This window comes from Pseudomonas sp. 29, from assembly GCF_002754355.1.
GTDB lineage: Bacteria > Pseudomonadota > Gammaproteobacteria > Pseudomonadales > Pseudomonadaceae > Aquipseudomonas > Aquipseudomonas neuropathica.
The window spans coordinates 5,044,209-5,065,338 of sequence record NZ_PEEY01000001.1 but is presented as its reverse complement, the minus strand read 5'-3'; the positions used below and the strand labels follow the sequence as shown (position 1 = coordinate 5,065,338).

Annotated in this window: 13 protein-coding genes; 8 read left to right on the top strand and 5 right to left on the bottom strand. The window is 61.4% G+C overall.

The genetic code is table 11. The features are described from left to right. Positions 1-45: 45 nt before the first annotated feature. From CLU80_RS23390 to CLU80_RS23375, 4 genes are all read right to left on the bottom strand, one after another. A complete protein-coding gene (locus tag CLU80_RS23390; protein WP_007913384.1) occupies positions 46-762 on the bottom strand; it encodes an MgtC/SapB family protein in 717 nt (238 codons plus the stop codon). Positions 763-907: 145 nt separating this feature from the next. Continuing rightward, positions 908-3,607: a magnesium-translocating P-type ATPase gene (gene mgtA / locus CLU80_RS23385; protein WP_099758508.1), complete on the bottom strand. Its 2,700-nt coding sequence runs from the start codon at positions 3,605-3,607 to the stop codon at positions 908-910. Between the two features lie 572 nt (positions 3,608-4,179). Then, positions 4,180-5,514 carry a lysine N(6)-hydroxylase/L-ornithine N(5)-oxygenase family protein gene (locus CLU80_RS23380; protein WP_099758507.1) on the bottom strand — a complete coding sequence of 445 codons (1,335 nt, stop codon included), beginning with the start codon at positions 5,512-5,514 and terminating at the stop codon, positions 4,180-4,182. Positions 5,515-5,645: 131 nt separating this feature from the next. Beyond that, positions 5,646-6,128 carry a sigma-70 family RNA polymerase sigma factor gene (locus CLU80_RS23375; RefSeq protein ID WP_042704912.1) on the bottom strand — a complete coding sequence of 161 codons (483 nt, stop codon included), beginning with the start codon at positions 6,126-6,128 and terminating at the stop codon, positions 5,646-5,648. Between the two features lie 322 nt (positions 6,129-6,450). Between CLU80_RS23375 and CLU80_RS23370 the strand changes: the two genes are divergently transcribed. From CLU80_RS23370 to CLU80_RS23360, 3 genes are read left to right on the top strand one after another with little or no spacing between them, the layout of a single operon-like run. Beyond that, positions 6,451-7,614 carry an efflux RND transporter periplasmic adaptor subunit gene (locus tag CLU80_RS23370; RefSeq protein ID WP_099758506.1) on the top strand — a complete coding sequence of 388 codons (1,164 nt, stop codon included), beginning with the start codon at positions 6,451-6,453 and terminating at the stop codon, positions 7,612-7,614. After that, entirely contained in the window at positions 7,615-9,588 is a 1,974-nt protein-coding gene (locus CLU80_RS23365) for a MacB family efflux pump subunit (protein ID WP_099758505.1), read from the top strand. It abuts the gene before it with no gap. A gap of 7 nt (positions 9,589-9,595) precedes the next feature. After that, positions 9,596-10,990, top strand: coding sequence for an efflux transporter outer membrane subunit (locus CLU80_RS23360; protein WP_099758504.1), 1,395 nt, complete (start codon positions 9,596-9,598; stop codon positions 10,988-10,990). 173 nt (positions 10,991-11,163) lie between these two features. Here CLU80_RS23360 and pvdP read toward each other — a convergent pair whose 3' ends face one another. Then, positions 11,164-12,789 carry a pyoverdine maturation tyrosinase PvdP gene (gene pvdP, locus CLU80_RS23355; protein WP_099758503.1) on the bottom strand — a complete coding sequence of 542 codons (1,626 nt, stop codon included), beginning with the start codon at positions 12,787-12,789 and terminating at the stop codon, positions 11,164-11,166. Positions 12,790-12,996: 207 nt separating this feature from the next. Between pvdP and pvdM the strand changes: the two genes are divergently transcribed. From pvdM to CLU80_RS23330, 5 genes are all read left to right on the top strand, one after another. Next, the gene (pvdM, locus tag CLU80_RS23350; RefSeq protein WP_093431958.1) at positions 12,997-14,367 is read left to right on the top strand and encodes a pyoverdine-tailoring dipeptidase-like protein PvdM; all 1,371 of its coding nucleotides are present in this window, start codon (positions 12,997-12,999) and stop codon (positions 14,365-14,367) included. Then, on the top strand, positions 14,364-15,650 hold the full coding sequence (gene pvdN, locus CLU80_RS23345; RefSeq protein WP_099758502.1) for a pyoverdine-tailoring periplasmic protein PvdN: 1,287 nt from the start codon (positions 14,364-14,366) through the stop codon (positions 15,648-15,650). The genes pvdM and pvdN overlap by 4 nt, the downstream gene beginning before the upstream one ends. Before the next feature lie 37 nt (positions 15,651-15,687). Further along, on the top strand, positions 15,688-16,575 hold the full coding sequence (pvdO, locus tag CLU80_RS23340; protein ID WP_099758501.1) for a dihydropyoverdine dehydrogenase: 888 nt from the start codon (positions 15,688-15,690) through the stop codon (positions 16,573-16,575). A 109-nt stretch (positions 16,576-16,684) separates the two neighbouring features. After that, complete coding sequence (locus tag CLU80_RS23335) at positions 16,685-18,334, top strand: cyclic peptide export ABC transporter (RefSeq protein ID WP_093431948.1); 1,650 nt, start codon at positions 16,685-16,687, stop codon at positions 18,332-18,334. Positions 18,335-18,448: 114 nt separating this feature from the next. Next, positions 18,449-20,929 (top strand): TonB-dependent siderophore receptor, encoded by a 2,481-nt coding sequence (locus CLU80_RS23330; protein ID WP_286079763.1) that lies wholly within the window; start codon positions 18,449-18,451, stop codon positions 20,927-20,929. Positions 20,930-21,130: the final 201 nt, after the last annotated feature.

Genomic DNA, 21,130 nt, shown 5'->3' with positions numbered 1-21,130 from the left:
TCTTTCTTGCCGCCTTGTAGGACAATTCTCAGCAACCGAGAACGATCATTCCGTGGTACTCGGACTCCAGAACGCCTGCACCACCAATGCCGAGGTCGAGATCCGTGCCACCAGCGCATCCAGTTCATCGCCATCGACCGACGTTGTCGCCAGCGTCGCTTCGATTTCGATTTCATCGGCGCCGAAGGCATGCACATCAACATCGCTGGCCGGGTAGTTGCTGCGTTCAAGCTCGGCCTCAAGCAAGGCGAACACGGCGGTTTGCTGCGAGCGTCGGGCGATGACGTAAACGATGTTGGTGACTTCCGCCGAGACCACGTCCAGTGGCTGGCGGTTGATGTTGTTGACGATCGGCCGCAGCAAGGTGTTGGCGGCCAGAATGAATAGCGTGCCGAGTACGGCTTCGGCGAGCAGATCGGCCCCGGCACAGGCCCCGACCGCTGCGGAGGTCCACAGGGTCGCGGCGGTATTGAGACCGCGCACGTTGCCCTCTTCGCGCATGATCACCCCGGCGCCGAGAAAACCGATGCCGGAGACCACGTAGGCGACCACACGCACCGCACCTTCGGCACCGGCGAGACGGTTGGCCATGTCGACGAAAATCGCTGCGCCAACGGCGACCAGTACATTGGTGCGCAGGCCGGCGGTGCGTTGCCGGTACTGACGTTCGAAACCGATCAGGCCACCGAGGATAAACGCGGCACTGAGGCTGACGAGGGTATCGAGCAGCGAATCGAGGTTGAGGTTGTTGATGGCTTGCATGTGTATCTCCCTCTTGAGAACGCATCAACTCCTTGTGGGAGCGAGCTTGCTCGCGAAAGCGGTGTGTCAGCTAACAGATGATTAACTGACTGGACGCTTTCGCGAGCAGGCTCGCTCCCACAGGGGAACGGTGTTGGCCGTGCGGTTATTGCCAGCCGAACCGGCGGATGTAGAACCCTTTCACTGCCTGGGTCAGCGCCATGTACGCCAGCAGAATCACCGGCAGGAACACGAAGTACAGCGATGGCAACGCCTGCAGTTTGAAGTAATGCGCCAGCGGCCCCATCGGCAGGAAGATGCCGACCGCCATGATGATCCCGGTCATCACCAGCAGCGGCATGGCTGCGCGGCTTTGCAGGAACGGAATCTTCGGCGTGCGGATCATGTGCACGATCAGCGTCTGGGTCAGCAACCCGACCACGAACCAGCCGGACTGAAACAGGGTCTGGTGATCCGGGGTGTTGGCATCGAATACGTACCACATCAAGGCGAACGTGGTGATGTCAAAGATCGAACTGATCGGGCCGAAGAACAGCATGAAGCGCCCGACGTCACCCGGCTGCCAGCGTTGTGGTTTCTTCAGCATGTCCTCATCGACGTTATCGAACGGAATGGCGATCTGCGAAATGTCGTAGAGCAGGTTCTGCACCAGGAGGTGCATCGGCAGCATAGGCAGGAACGGAATGAACGCACTGGCGACCAGCACCGAGAACACGTTGCCGAAGTTGGAGCTGGCGGTCATCTTGATGTACTTGAGCATGTTGGCGAAGGTGCGCCGCCCTTCGAGTACGCCCTCCTCCAGCACCATCAGGCTCTTTTCCAGGAGGATGATGTCGGCGGCTTCCTTGGCGATGTCCACCGCACTGTCCACGGATATACCGATGTCGGCGGTGCGCAGGGCTGGAGCGTCGTTGATGCCGTCACCCATGAAGCCGACCACATGGCCGTTGCCTTTGAGGATGCGCACGATGCGCTCCTTGTGCGACGGCGTCAGTTTGGCGAAGACGTTGGTGGTCTCTACGGCAACCGCCAGTTCGGCATCGCTCATGCGTTCAACGTCGTTACCCAGTAGCAAACCCTGCTGAACCAGACCGACTTCGCGGCAGATTTTCGCGGTCACCAGTTCGTTGTCGCCGGTCAGCACTTTTACCGCCACGCCATGTTCGGCCAAGGCCTTGAGCGCCGGCGCGGTGCTTTCCTTCGGGGGATCGAGGAACGCCACATAGCCGATCAGCGTCAGTTCTTGTTCATCGGCCAGGCTGTAAATCTCGCGACCTTCAGGCATCGAGCGTGCGGCCACCGCCACCACGCGCAAGCCTTCAGCGTTGAATGCTGCGGTGACCTGACGAATCCGGGTCAGCAATTCATCGCTCAAGGCTTCATCGACCTCACCGTGACGCACGCGGCTGCACACCGCCAAGACTTCTTCCACGGCACCTTTGCAAATCAACTGATGTGGCTGGCCACGTCCTTCGACCACCACCGACATACGCCGACGATTGAAGTCGAACGGGATCTCGTCGACCTTGCGAAACGTCGTGCCGACTTTCAGTTCCCGGTGAATTTCCACGTGTTCCAGCACCGCGACATCGAGCAGGTTTTTCAGACCGGTCTGGTAGTAGCTGTTCAGGTAAGCCATTTCCAGCACGTCATCGGAGTCTTCGCCCCAGACATCGACATTGCGCGCGAGGAATATCTTGTCCTGGGTCAGCGTGCCGGTCTTGTCGGTGCACAGCACGTCCATGGCGCCGAAGTTCTGGATCGCATCGAGACGTTTGACGATGACTTTTTTACGCGACAGGAACACCGCGCCTTTGGCCAGCGTCGAGGTGACGATCATCGGCAGCATTTCCGGGGTCAGGCCGACGGCAATCGACAGCGCGAACAGCAATGCTTCGGTCCAGTCACCCTTGGTGAAACCGTTGATGAACAGCACCAGCGGCGCCATCACGAACATGAAACGGATCAACAGCCAGCTGACTTTATTCACGCCTTGCTGGAACGAAGTCACCGCGCGATCGGTTGCGCCGACACGCTGGGCCAGCGCACCGAAATAGGTGCTGTTGCCCGTGGTGAGAATCACCGCCACCGCCGTGCCGGAGACAACGTTGGTGCCCATGAACAGGATGTTGTCCAGCTCCAGAGGATTGCGCGTGTCGCGATCAGCCTGACGCGGAAACTTCTCCACCGGCATCGATTCGCCGGTCATCGCCGCTTGGCTGACGAACAGATCCTTGGCGCTAAGCACGCGGCAATCGGCAGGAATCATGTCACCGGCCGAGAGGACGATCAGATCGCCCGGCACCAATTGCTTGATCGGCAATTCGCTGCGTGGGGCGTCACGGCGCATCACCGTGGCGGTGTTGCTGACCATGGCTTTCAGCGCGTCGGCAGCCTGGTTGGATTTGCTTTCCTGCCAGAAGCGCAGCAACGTCGACAGCACCACCATGGAGAAAATCACCACGGCGGCCTTGAGGTCTTCGGTCAGCCACGAGATCACCGCCAACAACGTCAGCAGCAAGTTGAACGGGTTTTTGTAGCAGTGCCACAGGTGAATCCACCATGGCAGCGGTTGTTCGTGTTCGACTTCGTTGAGACCGTATTGCGCACGCAGTGCATCGACTTCGAAATCGGTGAGGCCATCGGAGTGCGTGCCCAATGACGAGAGCAACACACCGCTGTCGCAATGCGCGGCATCGACCAGGGTGTTGGCCAAAGTCGGCGGGACTTCACGGCTGACCGTGGTGTCGTTGATCGATTCCAGCAGCGCCAGACGACGGAAGTGCCGGGCGATGTGGCGGGTCCGCAGAAAACCTGCGAAGAATTCCTTGAGCGTAAGTTTCATGGCTGTTGCCCCTATGGTCAGCCGGGAAACCGTCAAGCAGGTACGGCCGCGCCTCGTCCGCCGGAAAAACCGGCACGGCAAGGCTTGGCGCGCCAGTCAGAAACGACAGGCGTGTCGATAGGGCTGCGATGACGACAATAAAGTCGCAATCACGCTCTGTTCAGCGTCGATGAGAAGGAACGTCCAGACATGGCCCAGGACGGGTCATGCACGGGATGCCGCTGCTCGCTGTTACGGCGAGACAACGGCAGAGAAAGGCTGCGCGTTATCTTGCCGAGAATCTGCCGGTTACCGAGACCGGCCGACAACTGTCACTCGAACAAGTACCCACTGTGGGTCTCCGCTATTGATGAAAACGCGCGAAGCTTACGCCCCGATGTCTGGAGAGTAAACCCGCAAAAGGGGGTGTGTCGGGGAATGTGGGGGATGTTCAGGAAGGGTTCAGGAACAGAATGTGTGGCGCTTTTGATGGCCCCTTCGCGAGCAAGCTCGCTCCCACATTTGTCCGGCGTACACAGAACATTGTAGGAGTGAGCCTGCTCGCGATAGCGGTCTTTCCAGCGCCGCAGATTTTAGCTGGCAGTCGCCAACAGCAGATCCGCCATCGACCGATGCCCACGGTTCTTGCCATGGTCATACAAAGAACCGGCAATCTCGTCCGCACGAATCGGCAGCACCGACAGCAGCGTATCGCTCAGACCATGGCTGGCCTGGCAGAAGCCCTGCATGTAGATGCCGGCCTGGCAGCGTTCGTCGGTGATCAGTTTGTAATTGCGATCGACCTCGAAGTCGCCCAGGTATTCTTCCAGCGGCGCCAGCAGTTTGCGGTGCATCTGCCGCTCGTAACCAGTGGCCAGGACCACCGCATCGTAGTTGCGTACGCTGACTTCGCCAGTGGCGTTGTTGCGCACAGCCAACTCGATACCGTTTTCGGTGGCGGTGGCTTTCTCTACGGTGGTCAGGGTACGGAACGCATGACGGGCAACACCCGAGACTTTCTGCCGATAGAAGATGCCGTAGATGCGTTCGATCAGGTCGATGTCGACCACCGAATAGTTGGTGTTGTGGTACTCGTTGACCAGACGCTCACGCTCGACGCTGTTCTGCTGGAACACCAGATCAGTGAACTCCGGCGAGAACACTTCGTTGACGAACGGGCTGTCGTCGGCGGGCTTCAAGGCCGAGCCGCGCAGGATCATGTCGACCTGCACCGAAGGGAACGAATCGTTCAGATCGATAAAGGCCTCCGCCGCGCTCTGCCCGCCACCAATGATCGCGATGCTCATCGGCTGATTGTTCACGCACGGCTGCTTGGCCATTTGCGAGAGGTATTGCGAGTGGTGGAACACGCGGCTATCGCCCTTCAGCGCTTTGAACGCCTCCGGAATACGCGGTGTGCCACCGGCGCTGACCACCACCGAACGGGTGGTGCGTACATGTTGCAGGCCCTGGCTATCGCGGGAAATCACCCGCAGCGCTTCAACCTGGTGGTTGTGCAGCACGGGCTCGATGGTCAGCACTTCTTCGCCGTAACGGCTCTGCTCGGTGAACTGCCCGGCGACCCAGCGCAGGTAGTCGTTGTACTCCATGCGGCACGGATAGAAGGTGCCGAGGTTGATGAAGTCGACCAGACGACCGTGATACTTGAGGTAATTGACGAACGAGTACGGGCTGGTCGGATTACGCAGGGTCACCAGATCCTTGAGGAAGGAAATCTGCAGCTCGCTCTGCGTCGACAAGGTGTTGCCGTGCCAGCTGTAGTTGGCCTGCTTGTCGAGGAACAGCACATCCAGCTCACCCTGGGTCGGGCCGCGCTCTTGCAGAGCGATGGCCAGCGCCAGGTTCGAAGGGCCGAAACCGACGCCGATCAGGTCGTGAACGATGGGCGATGCAATTGCCTGTGTCATTTCCAGTGTCCTCTGGATGAACCCCTCAACGCGGGGATAAAGCCTGGGTGGCCTGACCGGCCTGAATCAGGTCAGCAGGTCGTCTGTTGAGTAGGAACGAGGACGATGAACGGAAATTTAACCAGCAAGGATCAATGGGCATCCCATTGCTTGATGCGCAAGCGGCAATGTTTCATAGCGTTGACGATGTGCTTTTCCACCAACGCCTTGGAAATCCCCAGGTGCTCGGCAATTTCCGGGTGGGACAGACCTTCGATCTTGCGCAGCAGAAAACTTTCCCGGCAGCGCGGCGGCAACTCGGCCAACGCGCGCTGGAGCATCTCCAGACGTTGACCGTGGTCGAGGGTGCCGTGGGGCGACGGGGTGAAATAGCGCTCTTCGCTGTCCAGCACATCGAGCGATTCGACCTGGCGCAAGGCGTTGCGCCGATGATCATCGATAACCAGGTTCAATGCCGTGCGATAAAGGAAGGCCCGCGGTTGTTCGATCGGTGTGTCGCTGGAACGCTCCAGTACCCGCACATAAGCGTCATGCACCACATCTTCGGCCACCTGACGGTTGCCCAGCTTGGCGTTAAGGAAACACACCAGCTCGCGATAGTAGTTTTCCAACATGACTCCCGACCGCATCGATGCAGTTCCTGTCCTTGAGCACACTGATCCAGCCGCCGCAAACGCAGTAGCAAGATAGTGGCAACGTGAGGTGCGTAATTTATAGTAATTCTCATATAGATTTAAAGCGCTGTTTCCACATCCGCCCCAAATAGTCGCGTCTGGCTACCTGTTACTTGATGTGTACGGCGCTTAAATTCCCTTGTGCATTCATCGTTTACAGGACAGCTCCCCGTATCTGTCGTGCCATGCGACAGCGTTCAGCGCCTCTGCACGCCTGTGTACTGGCCGAATGACGGGCCGATTCCACTGGCCGGAACCCTGCATGAAACGTCCCCGCCCCGCCCGACGCGCTCTGTTCGCCGCCCTTTGCCTGATTCCCGTGATCGCCGTTGCCGCGTGGCAAGTCCTGCCGCCTGGGCGCGACGCCCTCGCCACGGTGCAGGTGACCCGCAGCAGTATCGAAAACAGCGTGACCGCACTGGGCACGCTGCAGCCACGCCGTTATGTGGACGTCGGTGCGCAGGCGTCCGGGCAGATCCAGAAGATTCATGTCGAGGCTGGCGACACGGTCAAGGAAGGCCAGTTACTGGTAGAGATCGATCCGTCCACGCAAAAGGCCAAACTGGATGCCGGGCGGTTTTCCATCGAAAACCTCAAGGCACAGTTGCAGGAGCAACGCGCCCAGCACGACCTCGCGCAACAGAAATACCAACGCCAGCAGAAACTCGCCGCCGGTGGCGCCACCCGTGAGGAAGACGTGCAGACCGCCCGCGCCGAAGTCCGCGCGACCCAGGCACGCATCGACATGTTCCAGGCGCAGATCCGCCAGGCTCAAGCCAGCCTGCGCAGTGATGAAGCGGAGCTCGGCTACACGCGTATTTATGCGCCGATGAGCGGCACGGTCGTCGCCGTCGGCGCCCGCGAAGGCCAGACGCTCAACGCGCAACAGCAAACCCCGCTGATTCTGCGCATCGCCCGGCTCTCACCGATGACCGTGTGGGCCGAGGTTTCCGAAGCGGACATCGGCCACGTCAAACCCGGCATGACCGCCTACTTCACCACGCTCAGCGGCGGCGCTCGGCGCTGGAGCAGCACCGTCCGGCAAATTCTGCCGGTGCCGCCGCGCCCGCTCGAACAGAATCAGGGTGGCAGTCCCACCAGCGGTCGCAGCGGCAGCGAACGCGTGGTGCTCTACACCGTATTGCTCGACGTCGACAACGCCGACAACAGCCTGATGACCGACATGACGGCGCAGGTGTTCTTTGTGGCGCAACAGGCGCAAGACACCCTCACCGTGCCGAGCGCCGCCCTGCAACCCGGCTCACGCCCACAATGGCTGCGGGCGCAGATCGTCGCCGCCAATGGCGAAATCGAGTCCCGCGAAGTGCGCACCGGCATCAGCGACCGCTTGCGCACCCAAGTGCTTGAAGGCCTGGCCGAAGGCGATCACATCCTCAGCGCGCCGGCCACCGGCAGCGGAGGCTGAATGCAAACCCCACTGATTGACCTGCGGCAGATCCGCAAAGCCTACGGCGGCAATGACAGCCCGCTGGTGGAAGTATTACGCGGCATTGATCTGTCGATTCATGCCGGTGAGTTCGTCGCCATCGTCGGGGCGTCCGGCTCCGGCAAGTCGACATTGATGAATATCCTCGGCTGCCTCGACCGCCCTACCAGCGGCGAATATCGCTTCGCCGGAGAAGACGTCGCCCGACTCGACAGCGATGCGCTGGCCTGGCTGCGCCGCGAAGCGTTTGGTTTTGTATTCCAGGGTTATCACCTGATTCCGTCCGGCTCCGCCCAGGAAAACGTCGAAATGCCGGCTATCTACGCCGGTACCCCGGCCGCCGAACGCCACGCCCGGGCCAGTGCCTTGCTGGAGCGGCTCGGCCTGGGCAGCCGCACCGGTAACCGCCCGCATCAGCTTTCCGGTGGTCAGCAACAACGGGTGTCGATTGCCCGGGCGCTGATGAACGGCGGCCACATCATCCTCGCCGACGAACCCACCGGCGCCCTCGACAGCCACAGCGGCGCCGAGGTCATGACCCTGCTCGACGAACTCGCCAGTCAGGGCCATGTGGTGATTCTCATCACCCACGACCGCGAAGTCGCACAACGAGCCAAGCGCATCATCGAGATTCGTGACGGCCTGATCATCAGCGACACCGCCGAACACCCGTCAGCGCCACCACGCAGCGCCAATCCCGGCGCCCTGCAAGCGGTGGATCTGCGCCAGCGCCTGAGCAGCGGCAGCACCCAGACCGGCGCCTGGAAAGGTGAACTGGTCGACGCCGTGCAAGCGGCGTGGCGGGTCATGTGGATCAATCGTTTTCGCACCGCGCTGACCCTGCTCGGGATCGTCATCGGCGTGGCCTCGGTGGTGGTGATGCTCGCGGTGGGCGAAGGCAGCAAACGCCAGGTGATGGCGCAAATGGGCGCCTTCGGTTCCAACATCATCTACCTCAGCGGCGCCGCACCCAATCCGCGCACACCACCGGGCATCATCACCCTCGACGACGTCGCCGAGCTGGCTGCCCTGCCCCAGGTCGAGCGGATCATGCCGGTCAACGGCTCGACCGCTGGCGTGCGTTTCGGCAATGCCGACCACAGCAGTTACGTCGGTGGCAACGACACCAATTTCCCGAGCATCTTCAACTGGCCGGTGGTTCAGGGCAGTTACTTCAGCCAGGCCGATGAAGACAGCGCCGCCGCCGTGGCGGTGATCGGCACCAAGGTGCGCGACAAGCTGCTCAAGGATGTCGCCGACCCGATCGGCCAATACATCCTCATCGAAAACGTGCCGTTTCAGGTGCTCGGTGTTCTGGCGGAAAAGGGCTCGAGCTCCGGCGACTCCGACAGCGACAACCGCATCGCCGTGCCCTACTCGGCGGCCAGCACACGCCTGTTCGGTAGCCGTAATCCGGAATACGTGGTGATCGCCGCCAAGGACGCACGCAAAGTCAAAGACGCCGAGCAGGCGATCGAACAGGCGATGCTGCGGCGACACAATGGCAAGAAGGATTTCGAACTGACCAACAACGCCGCAATGATTCAAGCCGAAGCACGCACGCAGGGCACGCTGTCGCTGATGCTTGGCGCCATCGCCGCGATCTCGTTGCTGGTCGGCGGTATCGGGGTGATGAACATCATGCTCATGACCGTGCGCGAACGCACCCGGGAAATCGGTATCCGCATGGCCACCGGGGCGCGTCAGCGCGACATACTGCGCCAGTTTCTCACCGAAGCGGTGATGCTTTCGGTGGTTGGTGGCCTGGCCGGTATCAGCCTGGCGATGCTGGTCGGCGGCGTGCTGTTGTTCAGCGGCGTGGCGATCGCGTTTCAATGGCTGGCCGTCATCGGTGCGTTCGCCTGCGCGCTGGCCACCGGTGTCCTCTTCGGCTTCATGCCTGCCCGCAAGGCTGCCCGGCTCGACCCGGTCACGGCCCTTACCAGTGAATGATCGACCTATGAAAGCGCCACTGACAATTCTTGCCGCCAGCCTGTTGCTGGCGGCCTGCAACAGCCCTGCGCCACGCCCCGACAGCGGCGTGCTGCCACCGGCCGCGTGGCAATCACCTGAGCAGCCTGGTGCCGTGCAGAGCAACCGCCAATGGTGGACCCAGTTCGGCAGCCCCGAGCTGGATCGACTGGTCGAACAGGCGCGACTGGGCAGCCATGACCTCGGCGCCGCTGTTGCGCGGGTCAGGCAAGCCCAGGCCAGCGCGACGATTGCCGGCGCCCCGCTGCTCCCGGAAATCAAGGCCGGTCTCAATGCCAACCGGCAGAAACTGTTGCACGGCAAAGGCTACAGCCAACTCGACGTCAGCCCGGATAATCGCTCGCTGGATTACTACGACGCCGAGCTGAGCGCCAGTTACGAAATAGACTTCTGGGGCGGTAAACGCGCGGCGCGCGACAGCGCCGTGTTCGGTGTACAGGCCAGCGAATTCGACCGTGCCACCGTCGAACTGACCCTGCAAAGCGGCGTCGCCAACAGTTACACGCAGGCCTTGGCATTGCGCGAACAGGCACGCATTGCCGAGCTCAATCTGGCCAACGCGCAGAACGTCCTGCACTTGGTGCAAACCCGCTTCGACGCCGGCAGCGCCACCGCACTGGAACTGGCCCAGCAAAAAAGCCTGGTAGCGGAACAGCAGCGCAAATTGCCACTGGTGCAGCAACAGGCCCGCGAAGCCTTGATCACCCTCGCCGCCCTGCTCGGCCAACCGGTGCAGGCATTGTCGGCACCGCAACAGTCATTCGAACAGTTGCAATGGCCGAACATCGCCAGTGGCGTGCCCAGCGATCTGCTGAGCCGGCGTCCGGACATCGCCAGCGCCGAAGCCAAACTGGCAGCGGCCCAGGCTGACGTCAGCGTGGCCCGCGCCGCCATGCTGCCGAAAATCACCCTGACCGCCAGCCTCGGCACTGGCGCCGATCTGGCGGCGGACCTGCTGCGCACCACGTTCTACAACCTGTCTTCCGGATTGACTGCGCCGATCTTCAACAACGGCCGCCTGAGCGCCGAGCGCGACAAGGCCAAGGCGCGTCAGGACGAACTGCTGGAAACCTATCGAGGGGCGATCATCAATGGCTTCGCTGACGTGGAAAAAGCCCTGAGCAGCATTCGCGGCCTCGACGAACAGCGCCAGTGGCAAAGCGAAGAACTGAGCCAGGCGCAGACCGCGTTCGACATTGCCCAGAGCCGCTACCAGGCCGGTGCCGAAGATTTGCTGACGGTGCTGCAAACCCAGCGCACCTTGTATGCGGCGCAGGATATGAATGTGCAACTGCGCCTTTCGCGCTTGCAGGCCAGCATTGCCCTGTACAAGGCGCTGGGCGGGGGTTGGCAGGTTATCTGAGCGAAAATTATCGACAGGACTGACGCCTTCGCGAGCAGGCTCGCTCCCACATTGGATCTGCGTCGTTTACAAAGTCCCCTGTGGGAGCGAGCCTGCTCGCGAAAGCGCCAGGTCAGGCAAGCAATATCCCCAGGCAAAAAAAATCGCAGCACCGGGCTGCGATTTTTTTGCGCTTAGAGTTGCCGCCCTTTCACTTTCAGATGCCGCGCGTACCACGGTCGCTGCGGCACTTTGCGGAACAGGTCGGCCATGTTGTCTTCATCGCCAAAGGTGATGCGCAACGCCAGCTTCATCGTCTCTGGATCCATCTCCACCGAGCGCCCGATCTGCAACCCCGGCACGGTGCTGCAGCCATGGGTGTCCGGCCCCAGCCACGGGTCATCGACCTCAACCCAGCGCCCCGGCGCAAACCACGGCACGCCGTTGACCTCCAGCCGGCTGACCTCGCCCGGATGAAAACGCTCGTGGGCGCGGAACCAGTCTTCGATGCGATCATCGATCCAGCCGTGGAAACGCCAGAACACCGGGTTCACGTGCGAGGAAAACGGGTCGCCGAGAAAGTCGTTTTCCGGGGCATACCAACGCGCGGCAAAATCCGCCTGATCGCGCGCCATCGGCACCGGAATGTCGTTGGACGGATCCCGCGCCACCGACGCCCAGCGCATGTGCAACCAGTCGTGCAGACCCAATTCGACTTCCGAACCGAACTGGCCGAGGCTGAGTTTCGCCAAGTAGCGCGGGTCGCGGTACTGCGATTCCCAGACCTGGAAATTGCTGTGATAGGTCTCGGCCGCTTTGATATCGCTGACCCACTTGGTGTATTCGTCATCACCTTCCGTCAGCCACGTCGGTGGCAGTGCATCGCCGTCGTGATTGTCGAAGTAGCGGGCGAAGCCCTGGCGGTCGCGTTCCAGCTCCGGTTGCGGCATCGGGAAGGCCTGCCACGACGGCAGATCCTGCATCGAACGGGCCTTGCCGAGCATGTGCCGGTGCATGAAGAAAAAATCGATGCCCGAACCATTGCGATCCTTGCTGGGCCCACGGGCATCGCGCTCCTTGTCACGGGGGCCGGGTTGCCAGCCAATACCGCGCAGGGCGTCGCGCTTTTTCTCCGAGAGCTTGTGCCACTTGTCGCGGCTGGCGTGCCAGAGCTGGTGGAACAGGCGATGTTCCGGCGCCACCAGCCACGCCAACAGCGTCGGGTTCAAACCGGTGCGTTCGCGGGCTTCGGGAAAACGACGCTTGATGGCGATGAAATGATTGTCCAGTTCAGGCAGCGCCAACGGCCGATCGAGGCGCAACACTTGCCCGGTGAACGTACCGCTGCCGGCATTGCCGAACGCCGCCCAGACTTCGTCGAGTTTGACTTTGAATTCGTAGACCGGCGGCGCGTGCGGCGCATCGGTGCGCATCAGCCGCCAGTACATTTCGGCGCCGGTGCCCGGCGCCAGATCGCCGATCACTTGGTAACGCGCAGGCGCTTCTGAGCGCAGGCTGGCACCGGTATCGAGAAACCCGCGCAAACCGCGCCCCCGGTGGGCAATGTCGAGAAACAACTCGAGGCCGTCGCGTGGCAAGCCATCAAGCCCCGCCGCAGATCCGCTGAAACGGATATCCCAGACGCCGCGCAGGTTGTCCGCCAACTGCTGTCCGGCGGTATCGGCCAGATCGACCGTAGCCTCGCCCGGGGTGATCGGAAACTCCTCGCGGGTCAGCTCACGATGTGCATAAAAAGCGGCAGGCAGCGCGGCGCCCGTGAGTGCCATGCCCGCCATGAACCAGCGTCGAGAGATCGTCATTGCCCTACCTGTGTCAGCCATGAAGCAGGCTTTATCCAAGCTAGAACGTTTGCTCGCCGGGGAAATTTACGGCCCCGGCAAAAGATCGCTACGCGCCGTCAGCGCTTTTCCTGCGCGCGACTAAATTACCCGCCCGGCCACTCGTTCCTCCCAGATAGCAAAGGCCCCTGCGCCTGCACCTCGACGGCGAACCTGAATGAGATGGCAATGACAAAACCGCGTTCGAAAAAGGCTCTATTTATCGGCCTGCCGCTGGCCTTGGCGATCAGCGCCGGCGCAGGGTTTCTGGCTTGGGATTACTGGTTTCGGGACAACCCTGGCTACCCGGTAAAAGTGATGAAACAGGCGACCGAGTTGCAGGATCGCATTCTCTCCTTCGACAGCCACATCACCGTACCGCTGAGTTTCGGCGCCCACGGCAATGAAGCCGACAAGGACGGCTCCGGCCAGTTCGACCTGATCAAGGCCAATCGCGGGCGCTTGTCGGGCGCTGCGCTGACGGTGTTCGGCTGGCCGGAAATGTGGAACGGCCCGAACGCCCCGCATCGCCCCACCGAAGGTTTTGTCGAAGAAGCCCGCAACCAACAGGAAGTCCGTTACAAGATCATCACCGGCATGGTCCGCGACTTCCCCAATCAGGTCGGCATCGCCTACACCCCGGATGATTTCCGCCGCCTGCATGGCGAAGGCAAGTTTGCGATTTTCATCAGCATGCTCAACGCTTACCCGCTGGGCAACGACCTGAGCAAACTGGACCTGTGGGCCGGACGCGGCATGCGCATGTTCGGCTTCAGCTACATCGGCAACAACAGCTGGGCGGACTCCTCGCGGCCGCTGCCGTTCTTCAATGACTCACCGGACGCCCTCGACGGTCTCTCCGATATCGGCAAGCAAGCAGTGCAGCGTTTGAACGATCTGGGCGTGATCATCGACGTTTCGCAGATGTCGACCAAAGGCCTGGAACAGGTTGCACAGCTGAGCCGCACACCGCTGGTGGCCTCGCACTCGGCGCCGCGTGCGGCGGTGGATATTCCGCGCAACCTCAGCGACAAGGAATTGCAGCTGATCAAGAACAGCGGCGGCGTGGTTCAGGTGGTCGGCTTCTCGCAGTACCTCAAACCGCTGACTCAGGGCACGCAGGACAAACTCAATGCCCTGCGCGCACGCTTCGATCTGCCGCCACTGCCAAACCTGGCCATGGCGCTGATGCCGGGCGACCCGATCATCACGGCCTGGTCGGAACAGAAACTCGGCCAGTACGCCAGCGGCCTCTACGGCATCCTTGAAGAAGAGCCGAAAGCCACCCTCAAGGATCTCGGTGACGCCATCGATTACACCGTGCGCAAAATCGGTATCGACCATGTTGGCATCTCGTCCGACTTCAACGACGGCGGCGGCATCAAGGGTTGGGAAAACGTTGGCGAAATCCGCAACGTCACCGCCGAACTGATCCAGCGCGGTTACTCCGAAGCGGACATCGCCAAGCTGTGGGGCGGCAACTTCATGCGCGTCTGGGATCAGGTACAGAAATCCGCGAAACCGGCACTGATTTCCCGTCAGGACACTGCCAAGCCATGACAGACCGCCGGACTTTTCTGAAACAGGCTGGCGTGGTCGCGGCCGCCCTGCCGCTTGGCGCCAGCCTGACAGCACCGGCCATGGCGACGACCGCCCCCGTGGCCTCCGCGAACAAATGGACGCAATTGCGCCACTTGTTCGATCAGGATCCACAGGCGATCCACTTCGCCAATTTCCTGATTACCTCTCACCCCAAACCCGTGCGCGAGGCCATCGAACGCCATCGCGCCGCGCTTGACCTGAACCCGGGGCTGGCCATGGACTGGGATTTGGGGAGCGACGAACAATTGCAGGAAAACGTGCGGGTCTGGGCCGGCCAATACCTGCAAGCCAAGCCCGGCCAGATCGCGCTCACCGGCAGCACCACCGAAGGGCTGGCGATGATTTATGGCAGCGTGCAGGTGCGCCCTGATCAGGAAATCCTCACCACCGAACACGAGCACTATTCCACCCGCAACATCCTCGATTTCCGCAGCCGCCGCGATGGCACCCGGGTGCGCAAACTCAGGCTGTTCGAAACGCCGCAAAGCATTTCCCTGGATCAGGTGCTCGACACCATCAACCGCAACATCCGCCCTGAGACCCGCGTCCTCGGCATGACCTGGGTGCATTCGGGCAGCGGTGTGAAATTGCCGATCAGCGACATCTCGCGGCTGGTTGATGAACACAACCGTCAACGTGACGACAAGGATCGCCTGATCTACGTGGTCGACGGCGTGCACGGTTTCGGTGTCGATGACCTGAGTTTCCCGCAGATGAACTGCGACTTCTTTATCGCCGGCACCCACAAGTGGATGTTCGGCCCGCGCGGCACCGGCATCGTGTGCAGCCGCAGCGAAGAGCTGAAATACGTCAGCCCGAGCGTGCCGACGTTCTCCGAAGCCACCTCTTTCGCCACGATCATGACCCCGGGCGGTTACCACGCTTTCGAGCATCGCTGGGCGGTGGACGAAGCGTTCAAGTTGCACCTGCAACTGGGCAAGGCCGAGGTTCAGGCGCGCATTCATCAGCTCAACAGCTACCTGAAGCAGCGCCTGCGCGAACACGCGAACATCGAACTGGTGACCCCGCTCGATCCGCAGTTTTCTGCCGGTTTCACGTTCTTCCGGGTCAAGGGTCAGGACAGTGATGCAGTCGCCGCCTACCTCATGCAAAACCGGGTGATCTGCGATGCGGTCAGCCGTGATGTCGGCCCGGTGATTCGCACCGCGCCCGGCCTGCTCAACAACGAAGCCGAAGTGGACCGCTTCATGGCCATCCTCGGCAAAAAACTGCGCGCCTGAACCTTCGCCTCCCGTTTTCCTTTCACAGAGACGACTCATGAAAAAGCCTCACGCCTGTTTCACCTTCAAGGCCTTGCCCGCGCTGGCCCTGACCGCGCTGTGCGCCGGCCTGCTGCCCGGTGCTGCTCTAGCGGCGACAGCGCCGGCGCCGGGCAAAGTGTTCAAGGACTGCAAGGACTGCCCGGAAATGGTCGTGCTGCCGACCGGCACCTTCACCATGGGCACCCCGGACGACGAAGTCGGCCGCGAACCGGACGAAGGCCCGCGCCACGCAGTGACCTTCAGCAAACCCTTCGCCATCAGCCGCTTTCAGGTGCTGGTCGGCGAGTGGGACGCGTACGTGCGCGAAACCGGCAACAAGCCTTACGACTTCGATGATCGCCCGGGTCGCCGCTGCACCGCCGGCAAACCGGAATTCAAACAGACCGCCCGCGACCCGGCCGTGTGCATGAACGTCGCCGAAGCCCAGGGCTACATCGATTGGTTATCGAAAAAGACCGGCCACGCGTATCGCCTGCAAAGCGAATCGATCCGCGAGTACGCCGCACGCGGCGGCAGCACCGGGCCCTTCCCTTTCCCGTTCGATGAAGGCAACAACTACCAGATCTCCAAACATGCCAACACCTATGGCGCCGCCGACGGTTACAACTTCACCTCCCCAGCCGGGACGTTCCCGGCCAATGCCTTCGGCGTTTACGACGCCCACGGCAACGTCTACGAATGGACCGCCGACTGTTATCACAAGGACTACTCCGGCGTACCCAACGACGGTCGCCCATGGACCCAGGAAAACTGCGAGCGTCAGGTCATGCGCGGTAACGATTGGGGCGAGGCGCCGGTGTTCTCGCGCTCCGGCAACCGCAACAGCAGCTGGCCGACCAGCAAAGGCGACTGGCTCGGGTTTCGCGTAGTGCGCGACCTCTGATCCTGCCCATCCCGACCGCAGCCCCGCCTGCGGTCGTTTAAAGAAAGTCCGTGACCATTCGTTTTCCTTAAGTACCGGCACTCCCTCCGCACCGAAGCAGGAATCCTCCATGACCAAGCCTACGCGTGGGGCGATCAACGAATTGTTCGCCTTGCTCAAGCCCTTCCGCCTGATCGTCTCTGTGTCCATCGTGCTCGGCATGATCGGCGGCCTGAGCGTCACCGTGCTGCTGGCGACCATCAACAATGCCCTGCACTCCGACGACGGCCTGACCCGCACCGTGGTAATGATCTTCGCTGGCCTCTGTGCGTTGGCCTTGTTGACGACGATTTTGTCCGACATCGGCACCAACTACGTCGGCCAGCACATCATCGCCAAGCTGCGCAAGGAACTGGGGGAGAAAGTGCTGTCAGCGCCGATCGACCAGATCGAACGCTACCGCAGCCATCGGTTGATCCCGGTACTGACCCACGACGTCGACACCATCAGCGACTTCGCCTTCGCCTTTGCCCCGCTGGCAATTTCCATGACCGTTACCCTCGGCTGTCTCGGCTATCTGGCCATGCTGTCCTGGCCGATGTTCCTGATGATGCTGGTGGCCATTGCCATCGGCACGACCATTCAAGCGATTGCCCGGGCCAAGGGCATGCGCGGTTTCTACGCCGCACGCGACTCTGAGGATGAACTGCAAAAGCACTACAACGCGATTGCCGAAGGCGCCAAGGAACTGCGCATTCACCGTCCGCGTCGCCAGCGCATGTTTGTCGCCGGTATTCAGAAAACTGCCGAGAAGATCTGCGACACCCAGATCAAATCCATCAACACCTTCGTCATCGCCAAGTCCTTCGGTTCGATGCTGTTCTTCGTGGTGATCGGCATGGCGCTGGCCCTGCAATCCTTCTGGCCCAGCGGCGACAAAGCAGTGATGAGCGGCTTCGTCCTGGTGCTGCTGTACATGAAGGGGCCGCTGGAGCACCTGGTCAGCACCTTGCCGATCATCAGCCGTGCGCAGATTGCCTTCCGCCGCATCGCCGAACTGAGCGAGCAATTTTCCTCGCCCGAACCGCATCTGTTGCTGGAAGACCAAGGCAAGAAACCCGGTGCGGTCAACAGCCTGGAACTGCACAACGTGCGCTACGCCTTCCCACCCGTGGAAGGCAGCGAACCGTTCCGTCTGGGGCCGGTCAACCTGCGCATCGAACAGGGCGACATCGTGTTTATCGTCGGTGAAAACGGCTGCGGCAAAACCACACTGATCAAACTGCTGCTGGGCCTGTACGCGCCAACCGAAGGCGAAATCCGCGTCAACGATCAGCCGATCACCGCGCTTAATCGCGATGACTACCGGCAGAATTTCACCACGATTTTTGCCGACTACTACCTGTTCGACGATCTGATTCAGGGCGACCGCGAAGTCCCGCAGGACGCGACCCGCTACCTCGAACGCCTGGAAATTGCGCACAAGGTCAGCGTGCGCGACGGCGCGTTCAGCACCACCGATTTGTCCACCGGCCAGCGCAAGCGCCTGGCCCTGGTCAATGCCTGGCTCGAAGAGCGGCCGGTGCTGGTGTTCGATGAATGGGCGGCCGATCAGGACCCGACGTTCCGGCGAATTTTCTACACCGAGTTGCTGCCTGACCTCAAACGTCTGGGCAAGACCATCATCGTCATTTCCCACGATGACCGTTACTTCGACGTCGCCGATCAACTGGTGCGCATGGAGGCCGGCAAGGTCAAGAGCGAACTGCAAACCGCTTGATCGACGAGGCCGCGGCCGGGCCGGAAAAATAATTTTCCGGTTTGCCGCGGCTTCCTCGTCTTAATGAGATGAATAAGAACCATTAACAACTATACCTGCCAAGGTCTTAACCTCATGTCCGCATCCCGTTTCATGCTTCGCCCTCTGACTCGAGCCCTGCTGATGCACGGCGCGACACGCACTCGACTGGCCGGCACTGGCCTTGGTCTGGCACTGACATTCACGGCAGCGCCGTATGTTCAGGCCCAGGAATGGACCCTGAACATCCCGTCGCAGCCACTGGCCCAGGCACTGCAAACCCTTGGCCAGCAGACCAGCCTGCAAATCATCTACAGCCCGGAAAGCCTGCAAGGTTTGCGTTCGACCGCGCTCAACGGCCGCTACCAGGACGACGAGTCACTCAAGGCGATGCTTAACGGCACCGGCATCCGCTACCAGCGTGACGGCAACACCGTGACCGTGCTCGGCCCGGCCACCGGCAGCGCGATGGAACTGGCCCCGACCAACGTCAACGCCAGCCGCCTCGGTGCCACCACCGAGGGCAGCAACTCCTACACCACCGGCGGCGTGACCATTGGCAAGGGCGTGCACTCGCTGAAGGAAACCCCGCAGTCGGTCACGGTGATGACCCGCAAGATGCTCGATGACCAGAACCTCAACACCATCGAACAGGTGATGGAGAAGACCCCGGGCATTACCGTGTATGACTCGCCCATGGGCGGCAAGTATTTCTACTCCCGCGGCTTCCGCATGTCTGGTCAGTACCAGTACGACGGCGTGCCGCTGGATATCGGCAGCAGCTACGTGCAGGCCGACAGCTTCAACAGCGACATGGCCATTTATGACCGCGTGGAAGTTCTGCGTGGCGCAGCCGGCATGATGAAAGGCGCAGGCGGCACCGCCGGTGGCGTCAACTTCGTACGCAAACGCGGCCAGGACACTGCGCACACGCAGCTCTCGCTGTCGGCAGGCACCTGGGACAACTATCGTGGCCAGGTCGATACCGGCGGCCCGCTGAACGATTCCGGCACCATCCGTGGTCGCGCCGTGGTCACCGAACAGACCCGTCAATATTTCTATGACGTGGCCAGCCGCAAAGACCAGATCTACTACGGCGCCCTGGACTTCGACCTCAGCCCCGACACCACCCTGGGTCTGGGTTTCGCCTGGGAAGACGTCGACGCTACGCCATGCTGGGGCGGCCTGCCGCGTTACGCCGACGGATCCGACCTGCACCTCAAGCGCTCCACCTGCCTGAACACCGCGTGGAACAACCAGCGCAGCAAACGCGCCACCTACTTCGCCGACCTGAAACACCAGTTCAACGACGACTGGTCGCTGAAAGTCGCCGGGGTGTATTCGCGCAACACCCAGGACATGGAATACGCCTTCCCGAGCGGTGCAGTGCCGGTCGGTGCCACGGCTTCGAATACGCTGATGCTGGGTAGCATTTACGACTACGACCAGCGCGACTACGGCTTCGATGCCTATGTCGACGGCAAATTCGACGCCTTCGGCCAGCAACATGAACTGACCATCGGCGCCAACGCCAGCCGTTCGCACAAGGATGACTTCTACGCCGTCGCCGCGCTGCCACAACGGCAGAACGTGCTCGACCCGAACCACCACATCCCGCAACCGGACGAAAGCTACTACCTGGCCAACGCTTCCCGTGGCGGCCCGGTGGACATGCACATCAAGCAATACGGCGCCTACTCGATCGCCCGCCTGAAACTGGCTGATCCGCTGACCCTGGTACTGGGCAGCCGTGTCAGCTGGTACAAGTCCGACACCGACTCGGTGCAGTACTTCCGTGGCGAAGGCACCCAGGTCGACACCAAGTCCACCGAAACCGGCCAGGTCACGCCGTTCGCCGGTGTGCTGTTCGACCTCAACGACAACCTGACCGCCTACGCCAGCTACACCGACATCTTCACCCCGCAAGGCGCTTACAAGACCATCGATGGCAGCACCCTCAAGCCATTGGTTGGCCAGAGCTACGAGCTGGGGATCAAGGGTGAGTGGTTCGACGGTCGTCTGAACAGCACCTTCAACCTGTTCCGTACCCTTCAGAAAGATGCCGCCCAGGATGACCCGCGTTGCGAAGACAGTTCTTGCTCGATCAACTCCGGCAAGGTTCGCGCGCAGGGCTTCGAAGCGGAAGTCAGCGGTGAGGTGATTGATCGCCTGCAATTGCTCGCCGGTTACACCTACACCCAGACCAAAGTGCTGGAAGATGCCGACGCCACGCAGGATGGCGTGGTCTACAACTCCTACGTGCCGCGCCATTTGCTGCGTGTCTGGGGTGACTACAGCCTGAGCGGGCCGCTGGATCGCGTGACGATCGGTGCGGGTGTCAACGCGCAGACGGGCAACTACCGGACTTCGCCTTTGGGCGGTGACAACATTGATGGCGCCGGTTATGCGGTCTGGAACGGTCGCATTGGCTACCGTATCGATGACACCTGGTCGGTGGCGCTTAACGGGAACAACCTGTTTGACAAGCGTTACTACTCGACCATTGGTACCGAAGGGTTCGGTAATTTCTATGGTGATCCGCGTAACTTCGTGATGTCGGTCAAGGCTGATTTCTGATTGGGTGTGATGTGAGAGAGCCCCGCTTTGGTGGGGCTTTTTTTCGCCTGTTGGTCTTGGCGGCCTTCGGGCCGACCATGCTCTTTGGATTTTGGGGGCATATCCGTTGCTGCGGGTGTTGCCGATGGCGGTTTCGCTCTTACAGCGAGTCACCTTTTCCAAACGCCGAAAAGGTAACCCAAAAGGCTTTGCCCCGGCGTA